At 74.0% G+C, this 23,370-nt stretch carries 17 protein-coding genes and 1 other RNA gene; 12 read left to right on the top strand and 6 right to left on the bottom strand.

Annotation, left to right across the window (positions count from 1 at the left end):
* Positions 1-3: 3 nt before the first annotated feature.
* Together J116_RS17695 and J116_RS17700 are read right to left on the bottom strand one after the other, a co-directional pair.
* Positions 4-1,389: an ABC transporter substrate-binding protein gene (locus J116_RS17695; RefSeq protein WP_079147911.1), complete on the bottom strand. Its 1,386-nt coding sequence runs from the start codon at positions 1,387-1,389 to the stop codon at positions 4-6.
* A 147-nt stretch (positions 1,390-1,536) separates the two neighbouring features.
* Positions 1,537-5,130, bottom strand: coding sequence for an FHA domain-containing protein (locus J116_RS17700; protein ID WP_023588408.1), 3,594 nt, complete (start codon positions 5,128-5,130; stop codon positions 1,537-1,539).
* Positions 5,131-5,588: 458 nt separating this feature from the next.
* Between J116_RS17700 and J116_RS17705 the strand changes: the two genes are divergently transcribed.
* The 4 genes from J116_RS17705 (at position 5,589) to J116_RS17725 (ending at position 12,174) form a co-directional block, all read left to right on the top strand.
* Complete coding sequence (locus J116_RS17705) at positions 5,589-7,307, top strand: serine/threonine-protein kinase (RefSeq protein WP_037947889.1); 1,719 nt, start codon at positions 5,589-5,591, stop codon at positions 7,305-7,307.
* 414 nt (positions 7,308-7,721) lie between these two features.
* A complete protein-coding gene (locus tag J116_RS17710; protein WP_023588410.1) occupies positions 7,722-8,960 on the top strand; it encodes a serine/threonine-protein kinase in 1,239 nt (412 codons plus the stop codon).
* A 115-nt stretch (positions 8,961-9,075) separates the two neighbouring features.
* Positions 9,076-10,188, top strand: coding sequence for a peptide chain release factor 2 (gene prfB, locus J116_RS17715; RefSeq protein WP_023588411.1), 1,113 nt, complete (start codon positions 9,076-9,078; stop codon positions 10,186-10,188).
* 1,005 nt (positions 10,189-11,193) lie between these two features.
* Entirely contained in the window at positions 11,194-12,174 is a 981-nt protein-coding gene (locus J116_RS17725) for an LPXTG cell wall anchor domain-containing protein (protein WP_023588413.1), read from the top strand.
* Positions 12,175-12,322: 148 nt separating this feature from the next.
* Here the strand turns inward: J116_RS17725 and J116_RS17730 are convergent, their stop codons facing one another.
* Positions 12,323-12,517, bottom strand: coding sequence for a hypothetical protein (locus J116_RS17730; protein WP_023588414.1), 195 nt, complete (start codon positions 12,515-12,517; stop codon positions 12,323-12,325).
* A 285-nt stretch (positions 12,518-12,802) separates the two neighbouring features.
* On the opposite strand from J116_RS17730, the gene ftsE reads away from it, so the two are divergent.
* The 5 genes from ftsE to ssrA all read left to right on the top strand — a co-directional run bounded on the left by ftsE (position 12,803) and on the right by ssrA (position 16,779).
* The gene (gene ftsE, locus J116_RS17735) at positions 12,803-13,492 is read left to right on the top strand and encodes a cell division ATP-binding protein FtsE (RefSeq protein WP_028964199.1); all 690 of its coding nucleotides are present in this window, start codon (positions 12,803-12,805) and stop codon (positions 13,490-13,492) included.
* 78 nt (positions 13,493-13,570) lie between these two features.
* A complete protein-coding gene (gene ftsX, locus J116_RS17740; protein WP_023588416.1) occupies positions 13,571-14,488 on the top strand; it encodes a permease-like cell division protein FtsX in 918 nt (305 codons plus the stop codon).
* A gap of 67 nt (positions 14,489-14,555) precedes the next feature.
* Positions 14,556-15,779 carry a S41 family peptidase gene (locus J116_RS17745; protein ID WP_023588417.1) on the top strand — a complete coding sequence of 408 codons (1,224 nt, stop codon included), beginning with the start codon at positions 14,556-14,558 and terminating at the stop codon, positions 15,777-15,779.
* Positions 15,780-15,797: 18 nt separating this feature from the next.
* A complete protein-coding gene (gene smpB / locus J116_RS17750; protein WP_023588418.1) occupies positions 15,798-16,277 on the top strand; it encodes an SsrA-binding protein SmpB in 480 nt (159 codons plus the stop codon).
* A gap of 133 nt (positions 16,278-16,410) precedes the next feature.
* Positions 16,411-16,779, top strand: a transfer-messenger RNA (tmRNA) gene (ssrA, locus tag J116_RS17755).
* A gap of 86 nt (positions 16,780-16,865) precedes the next feature.
* Here the strand turns inward: ssrA and J116_RS17760 are convergent.
* The 3 genes from J116_RS17760 to J116_RS17770 all read right to left on the bottom strand — a co-directional run bounded on the left by J116_RS17760 (position 16,866) and on the right by J116_RS17770 (position 19,239).
* Complete coding sequence (locus J116_RS17760; protein WP_023588419.1) at positions 16,866-17,321, bottom strand: hypothetical protein; 456 nt, start codon at positions 17,319-17,321, stop codon at positions 16,866-16,868.
* Positions 17,322-17,420: 99 nt separating this feature from the next.
* Complete coding sequence (locus tag J116_RS17765) at positions 17,421-17,903, bottom strand: GNAT family N-acetyltransferase (RefSeq protein WP_023588420.1); 483 nt, start codon at positions 17,901-17,903, stop codon at positions 17,421-17,423.
* Positions 17,904-17,913: 10 nt separating this feature from the next.
* Positions 17,914-19,239, bottom strand: a complete 1,326-nt coding sequence (locus J116_RS17770) for an MFS transporter (protein ID WP_023588421.1) — start codon at positions 19,237-19,239, stop codon at positions 17,914-17,916.
* An 83-nt stretch (positions 19,240-19,322) separates the two neighbouring features.
* On the opposite strand from J116_RS17770, the gene J116_RS17775 reads away from it, so the two are divergent.
* The 3 genes from J116_RS17775 (at position 19,323) to J116_RS17785 (ending at position 23,120) form a co-directional block, all read left to right on the top strand.
* Positions 19,323-20,288 carry a LysR family transcriptional regulator gene (locus J116_RS17775; RefSeq protein WP_023588422.1) on the top strand — a complete coding sequence of 322 codons (966 nt, stop codon included), beginning with the start codon at positions 19,323-19,325 and terminating at the stop codon, positions 20,286-20,288.
* Positions 20,289-20,531: 243 nt separating this feature from the next.
* On the top strand, positions 20,532-21,890 hold the full coding sequence (locus tag J116_RS17780; RefSeq protein WP_023588423.1) for a nitrate/nitrite transporter: 1,359 nt from the start codon (positions 20,532-20,534) through the stop codon (positions 21,888-21,890).
* Between the two features lie 75 nt (positions 21,891-21,965).
* Positions 21,966-23,120: a uroporphyrinogen-III synthase gene (locus J116_RS17785; protein ID WP_023588424.1), complete on the top strand. Its 1,155-nt coding sequence runs from the start codon at positions 21,966-21,968 to the stop codon at positions 23,118-23,120.
* The last annotated feature ends 250 nt before the right edge of the window (positions 23,121-23,370 follow it).

The following is a 23,370-nucleotide window of genomic DNA, read 5'->3' on the forward strand; positions in this document are numbered from 1 at the left end:
GCGTCAGCCCCCGTTCTGGTACGCCTTGGCCGCGTCCGCCTCCAGGCGCGCCTGCGTCCCCGCGATGTCCTTCGGGTTCTTCAGGAAGTCCTGGAGGGCCTTCCACTCGCCCTTGCCGGGCGTGCCGCCGAACGACTGCGGCATCTGGTCCGACATGTCGAAGCGGAAGTCGTCACCGGCGGCGATCAGTGCCTTCGCGATGCCGCGCTGCACGTCGTTCGGGTACGCGGCCGGGTCCAGCGACTTGTTGGGCGAGAGGAACCCGCCCTCCGCCGCCCAGATCGCCGCCGCGTCCGGCGACGCGAGGAACGTCAGCAGCGCCTGCGAGGCGGGCTTGTCCGTCAGCGCCACGGCCACGTCCCCGCCGGTCACCACGGGCGGCTCACCGCCGTCCACCGCGGGGAACGGGAACACCTTCGCGTCCGTACCGATCTTCGCCTCGGTCTGCGCGATGTTGATCGACACGAAGTCGCCCTCGAAGACCATCGCCGCCTTCGGCTGGTCGCCGCCCGTGAACGTCTGCGTCACCGATGTCGGGAACTCCGTCTGGAGCGCCCCGGCCGCGCCGCCCGCGATCAGGTTCGGCTTGCCGAACAGCTCGGCGAGCGTCGTGAGGGCCCGCTTCACCGAGGGATCGGTCCACTTGATCTCGTGCTTCGCCAGCTGGTCGTACTTCTCGGGCCCTGCCTGCGACAGATAGACGTTCTCGAACCAGTCCGTCAGCGTCCACCCGTCGGCGCCGCCGATGGACATGGGCGTGACGCCGGACGCGGAGACCGTCTCGGCGGTGGCCATCAGCTCTTTCCACGTCTTCGGCTCGGTCGCGCCCGCGTTCTCGAAGACGGCGGCGTTGTACCAGATCAGCGACTTGTTGGCGGTCTTGAAGTACACGCCGTACTGCGTGCCGTTCACCGAGCCGAGGTCCTGCCAGCCCTGGGAGTAGTTCTTCGCCAGCTGCGCCTTCGTCTCGGCGTTCGCCGGTTTCGCCCACTTCCGCTCCACGGCCTGCTGGAGCGCGCCGACCTGCTGGAGCATCGCCACGTCGGGCGGCGAACCACCGGCGATCTTCGTGCCGATGTAGTTGAGCATCGCGTCCTGCGTCGGCACGTACGAGACGCGCGCCCCGGTGCGCTTCTCGAACTCCTTCAGGACCTTGGTGAACGCCTCCTGCTCCGGCCCCGTCCACACGGCGACGACCTGGAGCTGCTGGCCGTCCAGCTTCGGTAGCCGGACGGTCGGCGCGGTGTCCTTGCCGGTCGCCTTGCCACCGGACCCGCCGGAACCGTCGCCGCCGCTGCCGCCGTCACCGCAGGCGGAGAGGGTGAGCGCCAGGGCCCCGATGGCCGCGAAGGCCACGACGGTCCGGCGTTTGCGTGGAGTTGCCCGCATCACTGCCCCGTTTCTCCCGTGTGCGTCGTCCCTGTTCGTCTGTCCCTGTCGTCTGTCCCTTTCGCTCTGGTCTACGCCGCGTTCCGGAGGGCCGCAATACCGCCTTCCGCCTCTACTCCCCGATCGTGATGGCCTCGTGACGTCCCGTCAGCGCACCGGGCCCGCCGTGTCGGACGCGGGCACCAGCGGCGGTACGGGCTCCGCGCCGACCGAGCGGGCCGCCCGGTCCAGGGCGCTGGCCAGCAGCGCCAGGTCCGTCGGCCCGTTGCCCAGCTCCCGTACGGGACGCCGGGCCGGCGGGTCGCCCATGCGCTCCCACTCCAGGGGTACGACGGTGGGGCGCAGCGTCCCGGTGCGCGGGATGCGCCCGGTCACGCGGCCCGCCTGGAACGGCGTGACCCGCCCGTCCGCGTGCCGCAGCCGCCCCCGGCCGGGCGCCGGGCCGTCGGGGCCCGGCGACACGGGCGGCGCGTCCAGCACCACCCGCAGCCGCGTCCGGCGGTCCGGCTCCGTACCGGCCGTACGGTCCGGGTGCGCCGTCGCCGCGACCAGGTGGACGCCGAGCCGCTCCCCGTCGCGCGCCACGGCCTCCAGCGCCCGCACGACCGAACCGGCGGCGGGGCGGCCGGGGCTGCCGAGCGCGGGTGCGACCAGCGCGTCCAGGTCGTCGACCAGCACGACGAGCCGGGGCAGCGCCGGTACGGGTGTCTCGCCCCCGGACCGTCCGGCCCGCCCGGCGTTCGCGGCGGGGCGCAGCCGCAGGGTCCGGCTGGGCGCGGATTCCAGGTCGCCGCCGCGCTGCTCGGGCACCGCGTCGCGCGCGGAACGCTGCTCGGGTACGACCCGTTCGCCGCCGGGCCGTTCGCCGACGCCGTACCCGCTGCCGCCGTGTCCGGTGCCGTACGCGGTGGCTCCGTGCCCGGTGCCGTACGCGCCCTCGCCGGGGCCGCCTCCCGTACGGCCGCTCTCCGCGCGCGGGGGGCGGCCGTCGGCGCCGTCGCCGTCACGCGGCGCCTCCGCGAACCCGTCGTGGCCCAGCAGCTCCGCGCGCCGCTTCAGCTCGGCGCCCAGCGCCTGCGCGAAGGCGCGCATCCGCACCGGGTCGGACGCGACGAGGTGGTCCACCACGTGCGGCAGGTCCGTGCAGGGGCCGAGGCCGTCGCCCCGCTCGCCGCCCGCGCCGTCCACCAGCAGCAGCGCCAGCCGGTCCGGCCGGGACGCGGCGGCGAGCGACGCCGCGACGGAGCGCAGCAGCTCCGTACGGCCACTGCCCGCCGGGCCCTCCACCAGCAGGTGCGGCCCGTCGGGGCCGGTCAGGTCCACGGCGAGCGGGCCGCGCGGCCCCGCGCCCAGCACCGCCGTGCCGTCCGGGGCCGACGCCCAGCGCGCCATCAGCGACGCGGGGGTGGCCCGCGCCAGCTCCAGCTCGTCCAGCAGCCGCGACGACCGGGGCAGCGCCACGGCGGCGGCCCGCCCCGGCTGTTCGGGCCCGTCCGCGCGCAGCGGCGCCAGCGAGCGGGCGAACCGCTCCGCCCACGCCCCCGACACCGCGTCCACCGCCGCGACCGTGCCATGCCCGGCCGGATGCCCGCCCGCCGTACGCATCACCCGCAGCGCCGTCGCCACGTCACCCGTCAGCAGGCCCACCGCGCCGCACTCCCGGAAGGCCGGGGCCGCCGCGCACGCCGCCTCGTACGCCGCCGCGGCCGGGAACACCGCCGTCGCGGGCGCCGTCTCCGCCAGGCACACCACGTGGACGCCGGCCGCGGCGCCCGCGCCCGCCAGCCGCGCGACCATCTCGCGCAGCGCCGCCGTGCCCGGGTCCCCGTCGACGACCACCATCGTGTACGGCCCGCTTCCGGCGCCCGCCTCCTGCGCCCGCCGGAACCGCTCCGCCGCCTCGCCGATGGTCCTGCTGTCCGCCTCCGCCCAGCCGGGGCCCAGCGGACCGTCGTCCAGCCGCCGGGTCAGCTCCGCGATCCGCGCGGCCGCCTGGTCCCGGTCGTACGCCAGCAGCAGCCGGCAGTCCTGGCCGTGCGCGGGCCGTACGTGCGGCAGCCAGCCGAGCCACGCCCAGTCGCGGCGGCGCTCCTCCAGAGGGCGGGCCCGGTCGGCGCCGACGAGCACGATCTCCAGGTCCGCGGGGGCGTGTAGGGCGGCCAGTTGCGCCACGACCGAGCGGGCCAGGCCGAGCAGGCGGGCGCGCGGCCCGGCCAGGCCCAGCGACCCGGCCTCGCGCAGCCCCACCGTGACGGGCACGGCGGCCAGGTCGGCCCGGTCCGTCGTGCCGAGCCGCACCGCGAACGCCTCCGGGTGGCCCGGTGTCCGCTCCCAGAGCCGTGCGCCGGGCCCGAGGGCGGTCAGCAGGACGGCGGCCGGGTCGGGCCACGCCTCGGCGCCGGACCCGCGCGGGACGTCCGCCGGTACGGCCCCGGTGCGGGCGCCACCGGCCGCTTCCCGGTCCTGCTGGTCGCCGCGCGCCCCGGTGAGCCGCCGCGCCCAGGCACCTATGCCGCGCCGCCGGGCGGGCTGCTCGGGCACGCGGGTCCCGCGCGCGGGCGTCCCGCCGACGCCGCCCTGGTCGCGCGCCATCCCGTCGTACACGCCGGAGCCGGCGGCGCCGTGCGGGTCGATGCCGTGCGGGGTGGCGGTGCCGTGCGGGGTGGCGTCGGCGTGGGGGGCGGTGCGGTCGTACGCGGCGGCGGCGCCGAAGCGGGGGTCGGCGGGGGCCGGTACGGCGCCGGAAGGGCCGCCTTCGCGCGCGTAGGCGTGCTGGGGGTCGGCAGCGGGGCCGTCGCCGGGGCGGCCGTACGGCACGCGGGCGCCGCCGTGCGGGGCGCCGGGGCCGTCGTGCGCGGAGCTCTGATGGAGGCCCTGCGCCGTACCCGTCCCCGCGCGCGTGGAGCCGTGCCCGTCCTCCCGGCTGCCGCCCGGGACGCCGGTCGCCCACTCGTGCCGGGCCGCGACGGCGGAGCCCGTACCGGCGCCGCCCGGCACCGCACCGCGCCCCGCACCCGCCGGGGCGCCCGTACCCTCCTGGGCACCCGCCCCCGCCGTACCGCCCGCCTCCGGCGCGGAGGGCACCCCCGTGCGGGTGACGCGCACATGTCCCTCGCCGTCCGGGGCCGTCGGCAGCGGCGCGGCGGACTCCGCACCCACCGACAGCCGCAGCGCGGACTCGCCGACCCGCAGCAGCGCCCCCGCGGGCAGGCGGACGGGCCGGGGGCCGACCGGGCGGCCGTCCAGCGTCGTCCCGTTCGTGGAGCCCAGGTCCGCGACCGTCACCCGCCCGTCGTCCCCGACCGTGACCTCGCAGTGGAGGCGCGACACGTCGGGGTCGTCCAGCGGCACGTCGGCGTCGGCGGACCGGCCGACGCGGATGTGCCCGGGGTGCAGCAGGTGGACACCGCCCGCGTCCGGGCCCGCCACCACGTGCAGGCGCGCCACCGCGCCGTCCGGTGCGCCCGTGTCCTCCGCCGGGACCTGGAGCGCCAGCACCGCCCCGTCCACGAGGGGAGGCTCGCCCAGGGCGCAGCGCTGGAGGTCGAGCCGTTCACGCCCGGCGTACAGCACGACGGGGCCCGTGCCCGCCGCGCCGTCCGGGCCGGCCACGGCGGCGGCGACACCGGACGCCACGGCGGCCAGCGCGGTGCCCGCGGGGGCGGTGACGAGCACGTCGCAGGCGCGCCGTGCGGTCTGCCCGCCGGGCGGCGCCGCGAGGACGGTCAGCCGGATCTGCATCGCCGTCAGCGGTCCCTTCTGCGCGACGCGCCCGGCAGCGGGAGGACAGGCCCTCGGCGTCCCCCCGCCCGTGCGCGGACACGTCGTCCGGTACAGGTCGGCACGGCCCGTCCCGGGGCTCCCGGCCCCGCGGTGCGCCGTGCAGGGTGCATCCTCCCACCTGCCACCGACAGGATGTCCGCGGACCGGCAAAAAATGATCTTGAAATTCCCCGGCCGCCAGGGGAAACGCCGGATTGCGCCCGCCCTGGTCGCATCTGCGCCCCGGGCAACCGGCGGCCCCGGCCGGGCGTCTTCCCTCCCGCCACCCTTGAGGACGGGACGTTCGAAGCAAATTCGAAGCGGCCGGAACGGCACTAGAGTGGGTGGACGCAGAGCCAGCTTCGGACGCGGAGTCTTCGGGCGGGAAGCCCCCGGAGGCGAAGCGGCTCCGGACACGATCGCAGGGAGCGCATGACCGTGCGGCCAGTCGGCAGCAAGTACCTGCTCGAGCAGCCGCTCGGACGCGGCGCCACGGGCACCGTCTGGCGTGCCCGCCAGAGGGAGACGGCGGGCGCCGAGGCGGCCGTGCCGGGCCAGCCCGGCGAGACCGTCGCGATCAAGGTCCTCAAGGAGGAGCTCGCGAACGACGCGGACGTGGTGATGCGCTTCCTGCGGGAGCGCTCGGTCCTCCTCCGCCTCACCCACCCCAACATCGTCCGCACCCGCGACCTGGTGGTCGAGGGCGACCTGCTCGCCCTCGTCATGGACCTCGTCGACGGCCCGGACCTCCACCGCTACCTGCGCGAGAACGGCCCGCTGACCCCGGTCGCCGCCGCGCTGCTCACCGCCCAGATCGCGGACGCGCTCGCCGCCAGCCACGCCGACGGCGTCGTGCACCGCGACCTCAAGCCGGCGAACGTCCTGCTCGCCGAGCGCGACGGGCGGATGCACCCGATGCTCACCGACTTCGGCATCGCCCGCCTCGCCGACTCCCCGGGCCTGACCCGCACCCACGAGTTCGTCGGCACGCCCGCGTACGTGGCGCCGGAGTCCGCCGAGGGCCGCCCGCAGACCTCCGCCGTGGACATCTACGGCGCGGGCATCCTGCTGTACGAGCTGGTCACCGGCCGTCCGCCGTTCGCGGGCGGCACGGCACTCGAAGTGCTGCACCGGCACCTCAGCGAGGAGCCCCGCCGCCCCTCGACCGTGCCCGCCCCGCTGTGGACCGTCATCGAGCGGTGCCTCAGCAAGGACCCCGACCGCCGCCCCAGCGCCGAGAACCTGGCCCGCGGGCTGCGCGTGGTCGCCGCCGGGATCGGCGTGCACGCGACCGTCGCGGAGATCGAGGCGGCCGAGGGCGTCGGCGCGCTGCTGGCGCCCGACCCGTCGCCCGCGCCCGTCCCCGCCACCCCGGCCCCCGACGTGCCGGGCGCCTCCGACGCCACCCAGGTCCTGCCGAACACGGGCCAGGGCGGCGGGCGGTACGACCCGTCGGCCGCGACCAGCGTCCTCCCGCAGACCGGACCGGCCGCCGGTGCCGGCGCCGGGCAGCAGGGCGGCGCCGCCGACCCGACCGCCGTCATGCCTCCCGTACCGCGGCCGGAGGAGCCGCACCCGTGGCAGACGCAGCTGCGCGCCGCCCGTGACCGCAACGAGCAGACGCAGATCCAGTACATGGACCCCAGCGAGGACCCGCTGCGCCGCCGCCCCCAGCGCCGCCCGCAGCAGCCGCCCCCGCCGCAGCAGCAGCCGCCCCAGTACCCCCAGCAGCACCAGCAGTACGGCCAGCAGCCGCCGCCGCAGCAGTACGCGCCGCAGCCGCCGGTCCAGCACCCGCCGCAGCAGCAGTACGCCCCCGCTCCTCGGCAGCAGCCGCAGCCGCCCCGGCAGCAGTACGCCCCGCAGCCGCCGGTCCAGCCGCAGCAGCCGCAGCCGCCCGCGCCCCGCGCGCCCCGGCAGCGGAGCGCCAACCCGATGCGCATCCCGGGCCTGGGCTGCCTCAAGGGCTGCCTGTTCACGATCGTGCTGTTCGTCGTGGCGGGCTGGCTCATCTGGGAGCTGACCCCGCTCCAGGACTGGATCGCCCAGGGCAAGGGCTACTGGGAGGCCATCGGCGACGCCTTCTCCACGGTGAGCGACTGGATCTCCGAGCTGACCAGCAGCACCGAGACGCCGACCACCCCGGCACAGCAGTAACCCCCCGGGGATCACCGCCCCGGCACAGCAGTAACCCCGGGGGTCACCGCCCCGGCCCAGCGGCGACCCGCCCCGGGAGCGACTGCCCGGGCACAGCGGGTCGTCCCCGGGGGCGGCTGACTCGGGTACAGCAGCAAGCCGCGCCGGGGCGGCGGGCACAGCGGCAACCCGCTCGGAGGCGACTCGCCCGGGTACAGCGGTGCCCTCCGGGGGCGGCTGACCCGGTACAGCAGTGGTGCGCGCCGGGGCGGCCCACCCGCCGCCTCTGCGGCCCCACCGCGGGGGCCGACACCCCCGCCGACACCCACCCTGTCGCTTTGTCGACTCCGGAGGGGTGATTTCCGCTCCCGCGTGAGTGGTGGTGCTCCCACCCGCGTAACTTGGTCGGGAACGCCAGCCGCTGAGGGAGCAGTCTTGGCACGGAAAATCGGCAGCCGGTACACGGCTCACCAGATCCTGGGGCGGGGCAGCGCCGGCACGGTGTGGCTCGGGGAGGGTCCTGAGGGCCCCGTCGCCATCAAGCTGCTGCGCGAGGACCTCGCGTCGGACCAGGAACTCGTCGGCCGCTTCGTCCAGGAGCGCACCGCACTGCTCGGGCTCGAGCACCCGCGTGTGGTGGCCGTGCGCGACCTGGTCGTGGACGGCAACGACCTGGCCCTCGTGATGGACCTCGTCCGGGGCACCGACCTGCGCAGCCGCCTCGACCGCGAGCGCCGCCTCGCGCCCGCGGCGGCCGTCGCCATCGTCGCGGACGTCGCCGAGGGCCTCGCCGCCGCGCACGCCGCCGGGGTCGTCCACCGGGACGTCAAGCCCGAGAACATCCTCCTCGACATGGAGGGTCCCCTCGGTCCGGGCGGCGCCCACCCCGCCCTCCTCACCGACTTCGGCGTGGCCAAGCTGATCGACACCCCGCGCCGCACCCGTACCAACCGCATCATCGGCACCCCCGACTACCTGGCCCCCGAGATCGTCGAGGGCCTGCCGCCGCGCGCCGCCGTCGACATCTACGCCCTCGCGACGGTCCTGTACGAGCTGCTGGCGGGCTTCACGCCGTTCGGCGGCGGCCACCCGGGCGCCGTCCTGCGCCGCCACGTCACGGAGACGGTCGTCCCGCTGCCGGGCATCCCGGACGAGCTGTGGCAGCTGATCGTCCAGTGCCTGGCCAAGGCGCCCGCGTCCCGGCTGCGCGCCTCGGAGCTGGCCGCCCGGCTCCACGAGCTGGCGCCGCTCGTCGCGCACATGCCGCCCCTGGAGGTGGACGAGCCGGGCGCGGAGCCGTCGTCGGAGCCGTACGAGGACGACCCGTACCCCACGCTCCCCGACGGTCCGCGCCGCGCCGCCGTCCCGCTGGTCCCGGGCTCCTCGGCGGACTCCAGCCGCGACACCCACACGTCGATGCGGGTGCCGGGCCCGGACGAGCTGTCCGGCGGCCCCCTCGGCACGGCCCGCGCGCCCCGCGCCGCCGGCCAGCGCCGCCCCGGCTCGGCCCGCAACAGGTCGTCGGCCGTCCGCAGACGCCGCCTCGCCCTGTCCGTCGCGGGCGCGGCCCTGGTGGTCGCGGTGGGCGTCGGCGGCTGGTTCGCGGTCGGCGGCGACGAGGCGGAGGCCCCGCCGCAGGATTCCCGCCAGTCGGCCCCGGAGACGGCCCCGTAGCCCGCCCGGCCCGCGCCGGCGCGCGCCCACGCGGGAGCGCGCCTCCGCCGCCCCCGGGAGCGGTCCGCCGCCCTCGGGGGAGGGGACTGTCGCAGCCAGCCGTTACGCTGGACCCGTGGCAGTCGTCGACGTATCCGAAGAGCTGAAGTCCCTCACCTCGACCATGGGGTCCATCGAGGCGGTCCTCGACCTCGACAAGATGAGGGCAGACATCGCCGTGCTCGAGGAGCAGGCGGCCGCGCCCTCCCTGTGGGACGACCCCGAGGCGGCGCAGAAGATCACCAGCCGGCTTTCGCACCTCCAGGCCGAGGTGCGCAAGGCGGAGACCCTGCGCGGCCGGATCGACGACCTCGCGGTGCTGTTCGAGCTCGCCGAGGCCGAGGACGACCAGGACACGCTCGCCGAGGCCGAGGCGGAGCTCGCCGAGGTCCGCAAGGCGCTGGACGAGATGGAGGTCCGCACGCTCCTGTCCGGCGAGTACGACGAGCGCGAGGCCCTCGTCACGATCCGCGCCGAGGCCGGCGGTGTCGACGCCTCCGACTTCGCGGAGCGCCTCCAGCGCATGTACCTGCGCTGGGCCGAGCGGCACGACTACAAGACCGAGATCTACGAGACGTCGTACGCGGAGGAGGCCGGCATCAAGTCGACCACGTTCGTCGTGCACGCCCCGTACGCGTACGGCACGCTCTCCGTCGAGCAGGGCACGCACCGCCTGGTCCGCATCTCCCCGTTCGACAACCAGGGCCGCCGCCAGACGTCGTTCGCCGGTGTCGAGGTGCTGCCGGTCGTGGAGCAGACCGACCACATCGAGATCCCGGAGAACGAGCTCCGCATCGACGTGTACCGGTCCTCCGGCCCCGGCGGCCAGTCCGTCAACACGACGGACTCCGCGGTCCGCATCACGCACATCCCGACCGGCGTCGTCGTGTCCTGCCAGAACGAGAAGTCGCAGATCCAGAACAAGGCGTCCGCGATGCGCGTCCTCCAGGCCCGCCTGCTGGAGCGCCAGCGCCAGGAGGAGCGCGCCAAGATGGACGCCCTCAAGGGCGACGGCGGCAGCTCCTGGGGCAACCAGATGCGCTCGTACGTCCTGCACCCGTACCAGATGGTCAAGGACCTCCGCACGGAGCACGAGGTCGGCAACCCGCAGGCGGTCCTGGACGGCGAGATCGACGCCTTCCTGGAGGCCGGCATCCGCTGGCGCAAGCAGCAGGAGCAGGAGAAGTAAGCCCTCTTCGCCCGCCCGGCGCCGCACTCCCCACCCGGGGGTGCGGCGCCGTCGTGTTCTCTCTCCCCCCCGACGCGGGCCAGCCGGCCGGACCGGCCGACATCAGTTCTTGACACCACCCGGCGCCGATCGCCACGATGCGGGCCCCTCGGGACGAGCGTTGTCCCGCCTACGAGCGGGGGCCTGCCTACAGGACGGTGGTGGCGTGAACGTCTCGTGCCCCGAAGGCGTTGCGCGCCGTCGCGGTCGGCTCCGTTCTCGCGGTCGTGTTCACCCTGTCCGGGTGTGTGCTCACGCGGACCCCCCGCTCGCCGTACTTCGGCTTCCGTATGGACCCAGCCGGGCAGTTGGTGGTCGCGTACCCTCTCTGCCCCGCGCGTGAGGTGTATGGGGCGGAGATGTACGTCGAGGCCCCGGGCGGCTTCAGGACGGTATGGCGTGCGGCTGGTCCGGTGTCGGACGAGGTGCGGTCCGGGGTGTTCGTGGCGAGGCGGTGGGACGGCTTCCTGAGGGAGGACCAGCCCTTGAGGGGCGGACTTCCGGATGGTTTCCACGTCGACGTCACGGAGATGGTCAACGGGAAGCCGGATGGTGACGAGGGCCGACATCAACGCCCAAGCGCTCTGCGACAATCCGAGCCGCGAGCCATGAGCCTCGTCGCCGGACTGCCTGCCCCGCCCGCGAGCGCGCAGGGTCGGCCCGGTGCGAGGGCACGCGGAGGGCGACGGGTGGCTTTGTCGACAAGGTAATCGGCTTGTCTGCCAGGGGATTTAGCGTTTACGTCACAGATGCATGCCCGCATAGCGGGCAAACCCGGAGCACCCAACCATTCTGCGGCGTAACGACCTTGACGGCCCTTCGAAAAGCCGAAAGTCTGGGGCGCGGCATGCGCGGAAATCTGGGGCGCGTGTGAACGGGGGCTGGTCCAGTAACGTCGCGGCCCTCCTGTCCTGGCCCCGGTGCGCTGCTCCACTGACGAGAACAGCTACTGGGGGTAGCAGCTTTATGACCAAGAAGATGCGGGTCAGGGTCGCGCGGATAGCCGCTGGTGCGGTGATCGCCGCGGGCGCGTCCCTGACCGCGGCTGGGGCCGCCCAGGCGGCGGGCTTCGAGATCGGTTTCACCACCGAGGAGTGCCCCCCGATCGACCCCACGTGCGGTGACACCAGCGGTGGTTCCACCTCCAGCGGTGGTGCGTCCACGACTGGTGGCGACGCGTCGTCCAGCGGTGGCGACTCCAGCACTGGCGGCGACTCGTCCACCAGCGGCGGAGTGTCCGTCAGCGGTGGCGTGTCCGTCAGCGGTGGCGCGTCCTCGACCGGCGGCGACGCGTCGTCCAGCGGCGGCGGGGCCTCCACGACCGGTGGTGACTCGTCGTCCAGCGGTGGCGACTCCAGCACTGGCGGCGACTCCTCCTCCAGCGGTGGCGCGTCCACCACGGGTGGTGACTCGTCGTCCAGCGGTGGCGCGTCCACCACGGGTGGTGACTCGTCGTCCAGCGGTGGCGCGTCCACCACGGGCGGTGGCTCCTCCTCCACCGGCGGTTCCTCCACGACCGGTGGCTCCTCCACGACCGGCGGCGGCTCGTCCTCCACCGGTGGTTCGTCCACGACCGGTGGCGACTCGTCGTCCAGCGGTGGCGCGTCCACCACGGGCGGTGGCTCCTCCTCCAACGGCGGCTCGAACACCACCGGCACCACCGGTGGCGGCGACGACACCGCGTCCACCGGCGGGGCCGGCTCGACCGGTGGCAACGTCGGCACCTGCGAGGTGACCGTCGACGGTGCCGAGTGCGCCGACAACAACCCCGGCACCAACAACGTCGGCTCGCAGCCGGTGCAGCAGGGCGAGGCCAAGGAGGAGCTGGCGGAGACCGGCGCCGCCGAGACCTCGTTCCTCCTCATCGGTGCCGCGACGATGATCGCCGGCGGCATCGGCTTCCGCATGCTGCCGCGCCTGGTCGGCGGCGGCCGCACGGTCGCCTAAGAGCACCAGCGCCCGGACGTCCCGGGCACACGGAAGGGCCCGGACACCGTACCCACGGTGCCCGGGCCCTTCCCGTGACCTTCAGGGGGCCGTACGGGGGTCGTACGCGGCCGTACGGCGAGCCGGGCCGACGCGTGTGCGCGACCCGCTACGCCGGCTGGTGGGCCAGCACCAGCGCGGCCGCCGTCGCCACCAGGAGCAGGAACAGCGTCACGAGGGCGAACGGGCTCAGATTGCCCCAGGGGCTCTGCTGCATGCGCTGGCGGTTCGCCCGGCAGACGGGGCAGCGGCCCTCGCTCACGGGCGCGGCGCAGTTGGCGCACACCAATCGGTCATAGGTCATGCGCTCTCCTCCTCCCGCGCGGCGGAGCCGCCGGACCGCGGACCGTCCACCCGGACCACCCGGTTCTCTCCGCACAACGCTGCGGGAAACGCGTCCGTTCCCCTTCCACTGTGCCAGGTCCCACGATTTTAGGCGCGCCCCGCCGGATTTCCGCCGGTCAGGAGCCTTTAGCGCAGCCCCTGAGAAAGGGCAATCCGGGCAAGTCCGGACGGTGCCTGCACGGGGCATCCCGGTTCGCGTATGGTCACGCTCACCTACTCCTCCCGGCCGACCGTGGGTGCACCCGTGATCCGATTCGACAACGTCTCCAAGTCCTACCCGAAGCAGAACCAGCCCGCGCTCAGGGACGTCTCCCTGGAGATCGAGAAGGGCGAGTTCGTCTTCCTGGTGGGGTCATCCGGCTCCGGAAAGTCCACCTTCCTGCGGCTGCTGCTGCGCGAGGAGCGCGCCAGCACGGGAACGGTGCACGTCCTCGGCAAGGACCTCGCCCGGCTGTCCAACTGGAAGGTGCCGCACATGCGCCGCCAGCTGGGCACGGTGTTCCAGGACTTCCGGCTGCTGCCGAACAAGACGGTCGCGCAGAACGTGGCCTTCGCGCAGGAGGTCATCGGCAAGTCGCGCGGCGAGATCCGCAAGTCCGTGCCGCAGGTCCTGGGCCTGGTCGGGCTCGCGGGCAAGGAGGACCGGATGCCGGGCGAGCTGTCCGGCGGTGAGCAGCAGCGCGTGGCCATCGCGCGCGCGTTCGTCAACCGGCCGATGCTGCTGATCGCGGACGAGCCGACCGGCAACCTCGACCCGCAGACGTCGGTGGGCATCATGAAGCTCCTCGACAAGATCAACCGCACGGGCACCACCGTCGTCATGGCGACGCACGACCAGAACATCGTCGACCAGATGCGCAAGCGCGTCATCGAGCTGGAGAAGGGCCGGCTCGTCCGCGACCAGGCCCGCGGTGTCTACGGCTACCAGCACTGACCCACCGCGGTCAGCGGCGGTAGCAGCAGCAGGCAGCAGCAGGCTTCAGTCACGGCAAGGAAAGGCTCTACGCACGCGATGCGCGCCCAGTTCGTACTCTCGGAGATCGGTGTCGGCCTCCGCCGCAATCTCACGATGACGTTCGCCGTCATCGTCTCCGTGGCCCTGTCCCTGGCCCTCTTCGGCGGCGCCGTGCTGATGGGCCAGCAGGTCAACGCGATGAAGGACTTCTGGTACGACAAGGTCAACGTCACCATCTACCTCTGCAACAAGAACGACGCGGAGACGGCCGACACCTGCTCCAAGGGCGCCGTGACCGCCCAGCAGAAGGAGCAGATCGAGGCGGACCTCAAGAAGCTGTCGATCGTGGAGACGGTCCACCACGAGTCGGCGGAGGAGGCGTACGACCACTACCGGGACCAGTACGGCGAGACGCCCATCGCGAGCGTCATCACGCCGGACCAGATGCAGGAGTCGTTCCGGGTGAAGCTCAAGGACCCGGAGAAGTACGAGGTGGTGGCCACCGCCTTCTCGGGCCGGTCCGGCGTCCACTCGGTGCAGGACCAGCGCGGCATCCTGGAGAACCTGTTCAACATGATGCGCGGCATGAACGTCGCCGCCCTCGTCGTCATGGGCCTGATGCTGCTGATCGCGCTGATGCTGATCGTCAACACGGTGCGCGTGTCGGCGTTCAGCCGCCGCCGCGAGACCGGGATCATGCGGCTCGTCGGCGCGTCCAGCTTCTACATCCAGATGCCGTTCATCATGGAGGCCGCGTTCGCCGGGCTGCTGGGCGGTCTGGTCGCCTGCGGACTGCTGCTGATCGGGCGGTACTTCCTCATCGACGAGGGCCTCTCGCTGGCGGAGCAGATGCCGCTGGTCCAGTTCATCGGCTGGGACGCGGTGTTCTCCGTACTGCCGTTGGTGCTCGTCATCGGCCTGCTGATGCCGTCACTGGCCGCCGCCGTCGCGCTGCGCAAGTATCTGAAGGTGTGACAAGCGCCCCGGGCGCCGTGCGGGCAACCCCCGTACGGCGCCTTCTGCTTGTCCTAGAGTGGGCGCCATGTCGCTGCCGGGTCCAGAGTCCTCGCTCCGGCCCCGCCGCATCGGGCGCGGGGCCGTACTGACCGTGCTGTTCGCGACCGTCCTCGCGACGGCCGCCGCCACCGGGGCACTGCCGTACGACGACGAGGGCGACGCGTCGCGGGCCCCCCGCAGCGGCCCGTCGGCGCACCCGGACCCCCGTCCCGGCGCGCCCGGTGACGAAGAGGTCCGCGACGAGGTGGTACGGGCCGCCGCCGAGGCCGCCGCGGACGGCAAGTCCGTCGCGAAGGCCGCCGAGGAGGTCGTCAGCCGCAGCGGCGACCGGTGGGGCGCCGTCTACGACAAGAGCGAGTACGAGGACCTCCAGCGCGCCCTGGACGGCTCGTACACGGGCGTCGGCCTCGGGGCCCGCCGGACCGCCGACGGGCACGTCGAGGTGGCCCGCGTGCAGCCCGGCGGCCCGGCCGAGCGGGCGGGACTGCGGCGCGGCGACCGGATCGTCACCATCGACGGCCGCCCCGTGCGCGGACGCACGGCCGCCGAGGTGGTCGCCCTGCTGCGCGGCGACGGCCCGGACGGGGGCAGTACGCGCGCGAAGGCCGGTTCCACGGTCGCCCTGGGTGTGCAGCGGGGCACGCGCGCGTGGACGCTGACGCTGCGCCGCGCCCGGCTCGCCACCGAGGCGGTCACGGTGCGGCGGGTCGGCGACGCGGTGCTGATCCGGGTCAGCGCGTTCACGCGCGGCAGCGGCGAGCTGGTGCGCAAGGCCGTGGACGGCGCGCCCGACGGGGCGGGGGTGCTGCTGGACCTGCGGGGCAACGGCGGGGGCCTGGTCACCGAGGCGGTGGACGCCGCGTCCGCGTTCCTCGACGGCGGGCTCGTCGCCACGTACGACGTGCACGGCGAGGAGAAGGCCCTGTACGCCGAGCCGGGCGGCGACACCGGCAGGCCCGTCGTGGCGCTGATCGACGGCGGCACGATGAGCGCGGCCGAGCTGCTGACCGGCGCGCTGAAGGACCGCGGGCGGGCCGTCACGGTCGGGGCGCGCACCTTCGGGAAGGGTTCGGTGCAGATGCCGAGCAGCCTCCCGGACGGCTCGGTGGCCGAGCTGACCGTCGGGCACTACCGCACCCCGGCGGGCGCGCGGGTGGACGGGCGCGGCATCGCCCCGGACGTCCCGGCGCCGACGGGGGCGGAGGAGCGGGCCCGTACGGTATTGAGTGGCCTCGGGGCGGGCACGTAGTGCGAAAATGGCCGCACTATGGCTAAGGAAAAAGGGCGCAAGGTGATCGCGCAGAACAAGAAGGCGCGGCACGACTACCACATCATGGACACCTACGAGTGCGGTCTCGTCCTGACCGGCACCGAGGTGAAGTCGCTGCGCCAGGGGCGGGCCTCGCTGGTGGACGGCTTCGTGCAGATCGACGGGCACGAGGCGTGGCTGCACAACGTCCACGTACCGGAGTACAGCCAGGGCACGTGGACCAACCACACGGCCCGGCGCAAGCGGAAGCTGCTCCTGCACCGCGCGGAGATCGACAAGCTGGAGTCGAAGTCGGGGGAGACGGGTCACACGATCGTGCCGCTCTCGCTGTACTTCAAGGACGGCCGGGCGAAGGTCGAGATCGCCCTCGCGAGGGGCAAGAAGGAGTACGACAAGCGGCAGACGCTGCGTGAGAAGCAGGACCGCCGCGAGGCCGAGCGCACCATGTCGGCGATCCGCCGCCGCCAGCGCGCGTGACACCTGCCGGGCGAGTGGCGCAGGTCACACGTCCGGGGAAATACGCTGGCATGGTCCGAGGTTGATCCCGTACGATGGCACCTGCCCCTCACGGCAGGGGCGGCGCCCCTCCGGGGGCTTGAAAAATCAACATGGGGATGATCGGTTTCGACAGCGGCTGTCGAAGCAGGGGAAGCGTGTCGAGGAAGCGGCCATGATCTCGTAAACCACAGGCCGAAAAAATAATCGCCAACACCAAGCGCGATTCCTTCGCCCTCGCTGCCTAAGTAGCGACTCGCGAAGTGTCAGCCCGGGGCTGTTCCCGACCCGGATCCTGGCATCAGCTAGGGAACTAAACCTCTAGGCCCGGTCACGGGGCGTAGAGGGAAATCACACAGTGACTGAGCCCGTCGGAGACTTGTCCGCGTGATCTCCGGGGCCGAGAAAAGCGAAGCGGACTGCACACGGAGAAGCCCTGGTTCCGCACCGTTGGACGCGGGTTCGATTCCCGCCATCTCCACTTTCCCATGTAGACGAAGGCCCGGCAGCCCCCAAGGCAGCCGGGCCTTCGTCGTGCCCGGACGAGGCGGGACGGGCCTTGTACCCGGATCAGGCGTGAGGGCCGGACGTGGGCCGGGCGGGGGCCGGGGCCGGGTTGGTGCCCGTCAGGAGGGTGAGGAGGTGGTCCATCTCGGCGCGCCACTGGCGGTGGACGTTCATGCGGGTGGGCTGGGGCCGGCCCGGGAGCTGGAAGCGGAACGAGCTCCACACCGTGTTGCGGCGTATGTCGCCGATCGCGCCCGCCACCTGCGCCGGGGCCAGCGCGTACGCGATGTGGTTCGGGCGGTTGGTCATGCGGTCCGCCTTGTGGATGACGACCGCCTGCTCGGTCACGGTGATGAAGTAGTACGTCAGGAACAGCTGGCCGATCAGGCCCAGCATGCTCATCAGCCACACGCTCGGGCCCGCCACCGCCTGGATCGTGACGAGCGGGCGGTCGGCCGGGTTGGCCTCGGCGAGTGCGGCGGCGACCTGCTGCTGGATGGTCGCCTTCTTGATGGCCATGGGGGCTCCACTGGAGAGGAGGGGGACGGTGAGCGGTGCCCGGTCCCGAGGGGCGGGCGCCGCAGCGTATCCGGTGATCCCCGCCCTTCCGCCGCAGGGTCAGCCCAGGACGCGGTGGTAGCGCAGGCCGGGGCGGCCCGTCAAAGTCAGTTCGCCGACGTGCGCGAAGCCGTTGCGCTCCAGGACCGTACGGGACGCCAGGTTGTCCACCGTCGTGACCGCCCGCAGCTCCCTCAGCCCGTACGTCTCCGACGCCAGGCGGCACACCTCCGCGACCGCCGCCGTCGCCACGCCCCGCCCCGCCGCCCGCTCCGCGATCCGGTAGCCCAGCTCGGGCGCGCCCTCCGCGACGCACACCAGGTTGACCCGTCCGATCAGTTCGCCCGCCTCGTCCAGGACGACGTGGAAGCGGTGCAGCCCCGCCTCCTGCTCCTCCAGCAGGCTCCGGTGCCGCTCCGCGAACTCCGCGAAGTACGCGTCGCCCCGGTCCGGTATCGACCGGGTGAAGTACGCCCGGTTCTCCCGCTCGAACTCCAGCAGCGCGGGCGCGTGGTCAGCCCGCAGTCGCTCCACGATCACCATGGCGCGGAGCCTACGGCAGGGCCCGCCGCACCCGTACGCCGACCGCCGCCAGGGCCAGTGCCGCCGCGCCCGCCGCCACCGGCAGGCCGTACGCCGTGTCCGCGCCCGCCCGCTCCACCAGCCAGCCGCCCGCCGCAGCGCCCGCCGAGATCCCGCCCAGCAGCGCCGTCACCGCCAGCGTCATGCCCTCGTTCAGCTGCGCGGCGGGCGTCAGCCGCTGCACCAGCGACATGCCCGTCACCATCGTCGGCGCCGTCGCCATCCCCGCCAGCAGCAGCGCCCCGGCCAGCGCGAGCAGCGACCCCGAGTACGACGCCGCCAGCAGCGGCAGCGACATCAGTACGGTCATCGCCGCCAGGCACACCAGCAGCCGCCGCCGCACATCACGCGCCGGCCGCACCGACCCGTACACGAGGCCCGCCAGGAACGAGCCGAACGCCTGGAGCGCCATCACCGGGCCCGCCTGCGGTCCGTCCACGTACGCCAGCGTCACGATCTCCATCGACCCGAAGATCGCGCCCGTCGCCAGGAACACCGCCAGCAGCGCGGGCATCCCCGGCGTGCGGAGCGGCGACCGCGACCGCTGCCCGGCCACGCGCGGGGCGACCGGCGGCTCCGTCGCGCGCTGCGCCGTGAACAGCAGCATCCCGGCGAGCAGCAGTACCGCGCCGACGAGCGTGCCCGCCTCCGGGAACAGCGCCGCGCACAGGAACGCCGCCAGCACCGGACCGGTCATGAAGCACAGTTCGTCCACGGCCTGCTCGAAGGCGTTCGCCGTGTGCACCGCGCGCGGGTCGGCCCGGTACAGGTGGGCCCAGCGGGCGCGGGACATGCCGCCGATGTTCGGGGTCGTCGCGGTCGCGGCGTACGCGGCGAACAGCGTCCAGTCCGGCGCGTCGTGGCGGACGCACAGCAGCAGCGCGAGCGACCCGAGGACGGCGAGGACCGTGGCGGGAACGGCGACGCGCGCCTGCCCGTACCGGTCGATCAGCCGCGCGGTGAACGGCGCCACCACCGCCGTCGCGGCCAGACCGGTCGCGGTGACGGCGCCGGCGAGGGCGTACGAGCCGCGCGACCCGGCGATCATGATGACCGCGCTGACGGTGAACATGCCCATCGGGACCCGGGCGATGAGGTTCCCGGCGGTGAACGCGCGCGTGCCGGGCGCGGCGAACAGGCGGAGGTAGGCGTTGCCGGGGCGGCGGCCGGGCTCCGGCGGAGCGGCGGGTGTCGTGGCGGGCTCGATGGGCGGGGCGGGTGTCGTGGCGGGCTCGACCGGCGCGGGCTTCCCCGGCGCGGCAGGCTTCGGCTTCGTCTTCGTCGGGTGCGGGGGCATGGCACCACCCTCACCGCCCGCCCCGCCACCGGTCCAACACCTGTTCGGAGCACATTCACGCACCCCTGTTGTAAGTTCCGCACGTGGTCCCCGACATCGAACCCCGGCTCCTGCGCGCCTTCGCCGCCGTCGCCGACGAACTGCACTTCACCCGCGCCGCCGCCCGCCTCTACGTCGCCCAGCAGGCCCTCAGCCGTGACATCCGGCGCCTGGAGCGGCAGCTCGGCACCGAACTGTTCGTCCGCACCACCCGGCAGGTCGCCCTCACCACCGACGGCGAGCGGCTGCGCCCGTACGCGCAGGCCGTCCTCGCCGCGTACGACGACCTGGCCACGGCCTTCTCCGGCGTCGGCCCACGCCCCCTCCTCGTGGACCTCAACTCGCCCGACATGAGCAGCGGCCGCGTCCTCGGCCTGGCCCGCGCGCTGGCGCCAGACTGCGAACTGATGGCCCGCTATGAGAGCGGCCTGACGGGCGCCGCCGCCGAGATGCTCGCCGGGCGCATCGACGCGTCGTTCGGCCGGGTCGCCGGACTCGACCCGGCGGTCCGCGCCCGGCTCGCCTGGCAGCCCGTACGGTACGAGCCGATGGCCGTCATCCTGCCCGACGACCATCCGCTGGCCGGCCGGGACGAGGTGGAGCTCGCCGCGCTCGCCGGGCAGGCCCTGTACGCCGGGGCGGGCAACCCGCGCACCCGCGAGTGGACCGACCTGGCCGCGCTGCTCTTCGCCGAGCACGGCATCCGGATCGCGCCGCCCGCGCCGCTCGCGGTGGGCGTCGAGGAGTTCCGCCGCGTCATGGCCAAGGGGCGTACGCCGGTACTGACCGTGGTGGACTTCCCGCCCATGCCGGACACGGTCCTGCGCCCGCTCGTGGACCCCGTACCCCTCTCCCCGGTGGCGCTCGTGTGGCGCAAGGGGCTGAAGCACCCGGGCCTGGACGCGCTGCGCGCCGCCGCCGCGCGCCTCGCCGCCGAGGAGGGGTGGCTCTCCGTACCGGACGGGGCGTGGCTCCCGGAGCTGGACGCGGCGCTGATGCGAGCCGCCTGACCTCCCCGTCTCCCCGATCCCCCTGATCCGCCTGCACCCGGTGGTCCCGGTGGTTCCGGTGGCCACACCCGCCACGCCCGTATCCGCGCCGCGCCGCTCACACCCCGCTCCGCCGCCGGGTGAGAGCAAGGTTTCCGCCCGGTCACCTCAGATGACCCGGCCGAAACGCGGCCTCCCTAGCGTCGGTCCAGAAGCGTGCAGGGACCAAGGACCAGGGATCGGACACGGCGGAGGTGGTGCGCGATGGGCGGCGGACGGTGGATCGAGGAGTGGGACCCCGAGGACGAGACGTTCTGGAAGGCGAAAGGGGAGCGGATCGCCAACCGGAACCTCCTCTTCTCGGTGATCTCCGAGCACATCGGCTTCTCCATCTGGACGCTGTGGTCCGTGATGGTCCTGTTCATGGGCCCGGAGTACGGCGTTGACCCGGCCGGGAAGTTCTTCCTGATCGCCGTCGCCACGCTCGTCGGCGCCGCCATCCGCGTGCCGTACACGTTCGCCGTGGCACGCTTCGGCGGCCGTAACTGGACCGTGTTCAGCGCCCTGTTGCTCCTGCTGCCGACCGGCGCGGCGTACGCGGTGATGGAGCCCGGTACCTCGTACACGACGTTTGTCCTCGTCGCGGCGCTCACCGGCGTCGGCGGCGGCAATTTCGCCTCGTCCATGACCAACATCAACGCCTTCTTCCCGCTCCACCGCAAGGGCTGGGCGCTCGGCCTCAACGCGGGCGGCGGCAACATCGGCGTCCCCGTCGTACAGCTCGCGGGCCTCGCGGTCATCGGCACGGCCGGCGCCGCGCACCCCCGGATCGTGCTGGGCGTCTACATCCCGCTGACCGTCGCCGCCGCCGTGTGCGCCGCGCTGTTCATGGACAACCTGGCGCCCGTGCGGAACGACACGGGCGCCGTCAAGGAGGCCGTCCGGGACGGGCACACCTGGATCATGGCGTTCCTCTACATCGGCACGTTCGGGTCGTTCATCGGGTACAGCTTCGCCTTCGGGCTCGTCCTCCAGACGCAGTTCGGCCGGACCCCGCTCCAGGCCGCGTCGCTCACCTTCATCGGCCCGCTCCTCGGCTCGCTGATCCGGCCCGTCGGGGGCTCGCTCGCCGACCGGTACGGCGGCGCGCGGATCACGCTCGGCACGTTCGCCGCGATGGCCGCCGCGACGGGCGTCGTCGTCCACGCCTCCGTCACCGAGTCCCTGGCGGTGTTCCTCGTCGGGTTCACCTCCCTGTTCGTCCTCAGCGGCCTCGGCAACGGCTCCGCGTTCAAGATGATCCCGGCGATCTTCAAGGCGAAGGCGTACGCCTCCGGGCTCGGCGGCGAGGAGGCCGACGCGTACGGCCGCCGCCTCTCCGGCGCCGCCATGGGGCTGATCGGCGCGATCGGCGCGGTCGGGGGGCTCGGCATCAACCTCGCGTTCCGCCAGTCCTTCCAGACCGCCGGGTCCGGTACGTACGCCTTCGTCGCCTTCCTCGTCTTCTACGCGGCGTGCATCGCCGTGACGTGGGCGGTATACCTTCGACGTCCGGCCGCGACCGGCGCGGCGACCGCTCCCGAGGCCACGGCCCAGCGGCGGCTCAGCTACTCCGAGGTGTGATCGCGCATGCTCCGTAACGGCGGGGAAACGTCCGCGAACCAGGCCCGTCACGCACCCTTGCCAGGCTCAGGCGTCATGCACGAGCAGCAGCAGGAGAACGGCCCCCTCGCGGGCTTCACGGTCGGCGTCACCGCGGCCCGCCGCGCGGACGAGCTGGGCGCGCTGCTTCAGCGCCGGGGGGCCGCGGTGCTGCACGCCCCGGCGCTGCGGATCGTGCCGCTCGCCGACGACGCGGAACTCCTCGACGCGACCAGGCAACTCGTCGGCTCCGCCCCGGACATCGTCGTCGCGACGACCGCGATCGGCTTCCGGGGCTGGCTGGAGGCCGCCGACGGCTGGGGGTACGGGGAGGAGCTGCTCGCCTGCCTGCGCGGCGTGCGGGTGCTCGCCCGGGGGCCCAAGGTGAAGGGCGCGGTACGGGCGGCCGGGCTCACCGAGGAGTGGTCGCCCGCCTCCGACTCCATGGCCGAGGTGCTGGACCGGCTCCTGGAGCAGGGCGTGTCCGGACAGCGCGTCGCGCTCCAGCTGCACGGCGAGCCGCTGCCCGGATTCGTGGAGGCGCTGCGGGACGCGGGCGCGGAGGTCGTGGTCGTCCCCGTGTACCGGTGGATGCCGCCCGAGGACCCGGCGGCGCTGGACCGGCTGCTGGACGCGACGGTCGCCCGCACCCTGGACGCGGTGACGTTCACCAGCGCGCCCGCCGCCGCGTCGCTGCTGGCCCGCGCCGAGCACCGGGGCCTGCGCGCCGAACTGCTGGACGCGCTGCGCCACGACGTGCTGGCCGCCTGCGTCGGCCCGGTCACCGCGGTGCCGTTGCAGAGTCACGGGGTGGACACCGTCCAGCCGGCCCGCTTCCGGCTCGGCCCGCTCGTCCAGACCCTGTGCCAGGAACTGCCCGCGCGGGCGCGGACCCTGCCGGTCGCGGGGCGGCGCATCGAGATCCGGGGCCACGCGGTGCTGGTGGACGGCGAGTTGCGGCCCGTGCCGCCCGCCGGGATGTCGCTGCTCCACGCGCTGGCCCGCCGCCCCGGCTGGGTGGTCTCCCGCGCCGATCTGCTGCGCGCCCTGCCCGGAGCGGGCCGCGACGAGCACGCCGTCGAAACCGCGATGGCCCGCCTCCGCACGGCCCTGGGCGCCCCGAAACTGATCCAGACGGTCGTCAAGCGCGGCTACCGCCTGGCCCTGGACCCGACGGCGGAGGTGCCGGGGCAGCCCGCGGGGGAGGGGTAGGCGGTACGGGGCTCCGGTGTGCCGACGCCACGCCGTCAGGCAGGGACGTCGTGCTCTTTGAGATCCGTCGGCACACCGGCTGCCGCCGCGAAATCCTTGTCGGCGTGGAGGCACCACCAGGCCGTGGTGCGCCGCGGTCGCGCAGACCAGCCAGTCCCCCACGGACAGGCTTCGGTGTCGGCCACGCCGGGCAAGCCGGTACTGCGCGGTTTCGATCCATCGCCAAGCACCCTCGGGCACCAGATCGTTG

The organism is Streptomyces thermolilacinus SPC6, from assembly GCF_000478605.2.
Classification (GTDB): Bacteria; Actinomycetota; Actinomycetes; order Streptomycetales; family Streptomycetaceae; genus Streptomyces; species Streptomyces thermolilacinus.

Bases quoted from the DNA above. Each gene is read 5' to 3' on its own strand.
- J116_RS17780 (WP_023588423.1), top strand. From the start codon at position 20,532: ATGGGCGGCGGACGGTGGATCGAGGAGTGGGACCCCGAGGACGAGACG.
- J116_RS17725 (WP_023588413.1), top strand. From the start codon at position 11,194: ATGACCAAGAAGATGCGGGTCAGGGTCGCGCGGATAGCCGCTGGTGCG.
- J116_RS17760 (WP_023588419.1), bottom strand. From the start codon at position 17,321: ATGGCCATCAAGAAGGCGACCATCCAGCAGCAGGTCGCCGCCGCACTC.
- J116_RS17770 (WP_023588421.1), bottom strand. From the start codon at position 19,239: ATGCCCCCGCACCCGACGAAGACGAAGCCGAAGCCTGCCGCGCCGGGG.
- J116_RS17730 (WP_023588414.1), bottom strand. From the start codon at position 12,517: ATGACCTATGACCGATTGGTGTGCGCCAACTGCGCCGCGCCCGTGAGC.
- J116_RS17765 (WP_023588420.1), bottom strand. From the start codon at position 17,903: ATGGTGATCGTGGAGCGACTGCGGGCTGACCACGCGCCCGCGCTGCTG.
- smpB (WP_023588418.1), top strand. From the start codon at position 15,798: ATGGCTAAGGAAAAAGGGCGCAAGGTGATCGCGCAGAACAAGAAGGCG.
- ftsX (WP_023588416.1), top strand. From the start codon at position 13,571: ATGCGCGCCCAGTTCGTACTCTCGGAGATCGGTGTCGGCCTCCGCCGC.
- J116_RS17785 (WP_023588424.1), top strand. From the start codon at position 21,966: ATGCACGAGCAGCAGCAGGAGAACGGCCCCCTCGCGGGCTTCACGGTC.
- J116_RS17695 (WP_079147911.1), bottom strand. From the start codon at position 1,389: ATGCGGGCAACTCCACGCAAACGCCGGACCGTCGTGGCCTTCGCGGCC.
- J116_RS17745 (WP_023588417.1), top strand. From the start codon at position 14,556: ATGTCGCTGCCGGGTCCAGAGTCCTCGCTCCGGCCCCGCCGCATCGGG.
- J116_RS17700 (WP_023588408.1), bottom strand. From the start codon at position 5,130: ATGCAGATCCGGCTGACCGTCCTCGCGGCGCCGCCCGGCGGGCAGACC.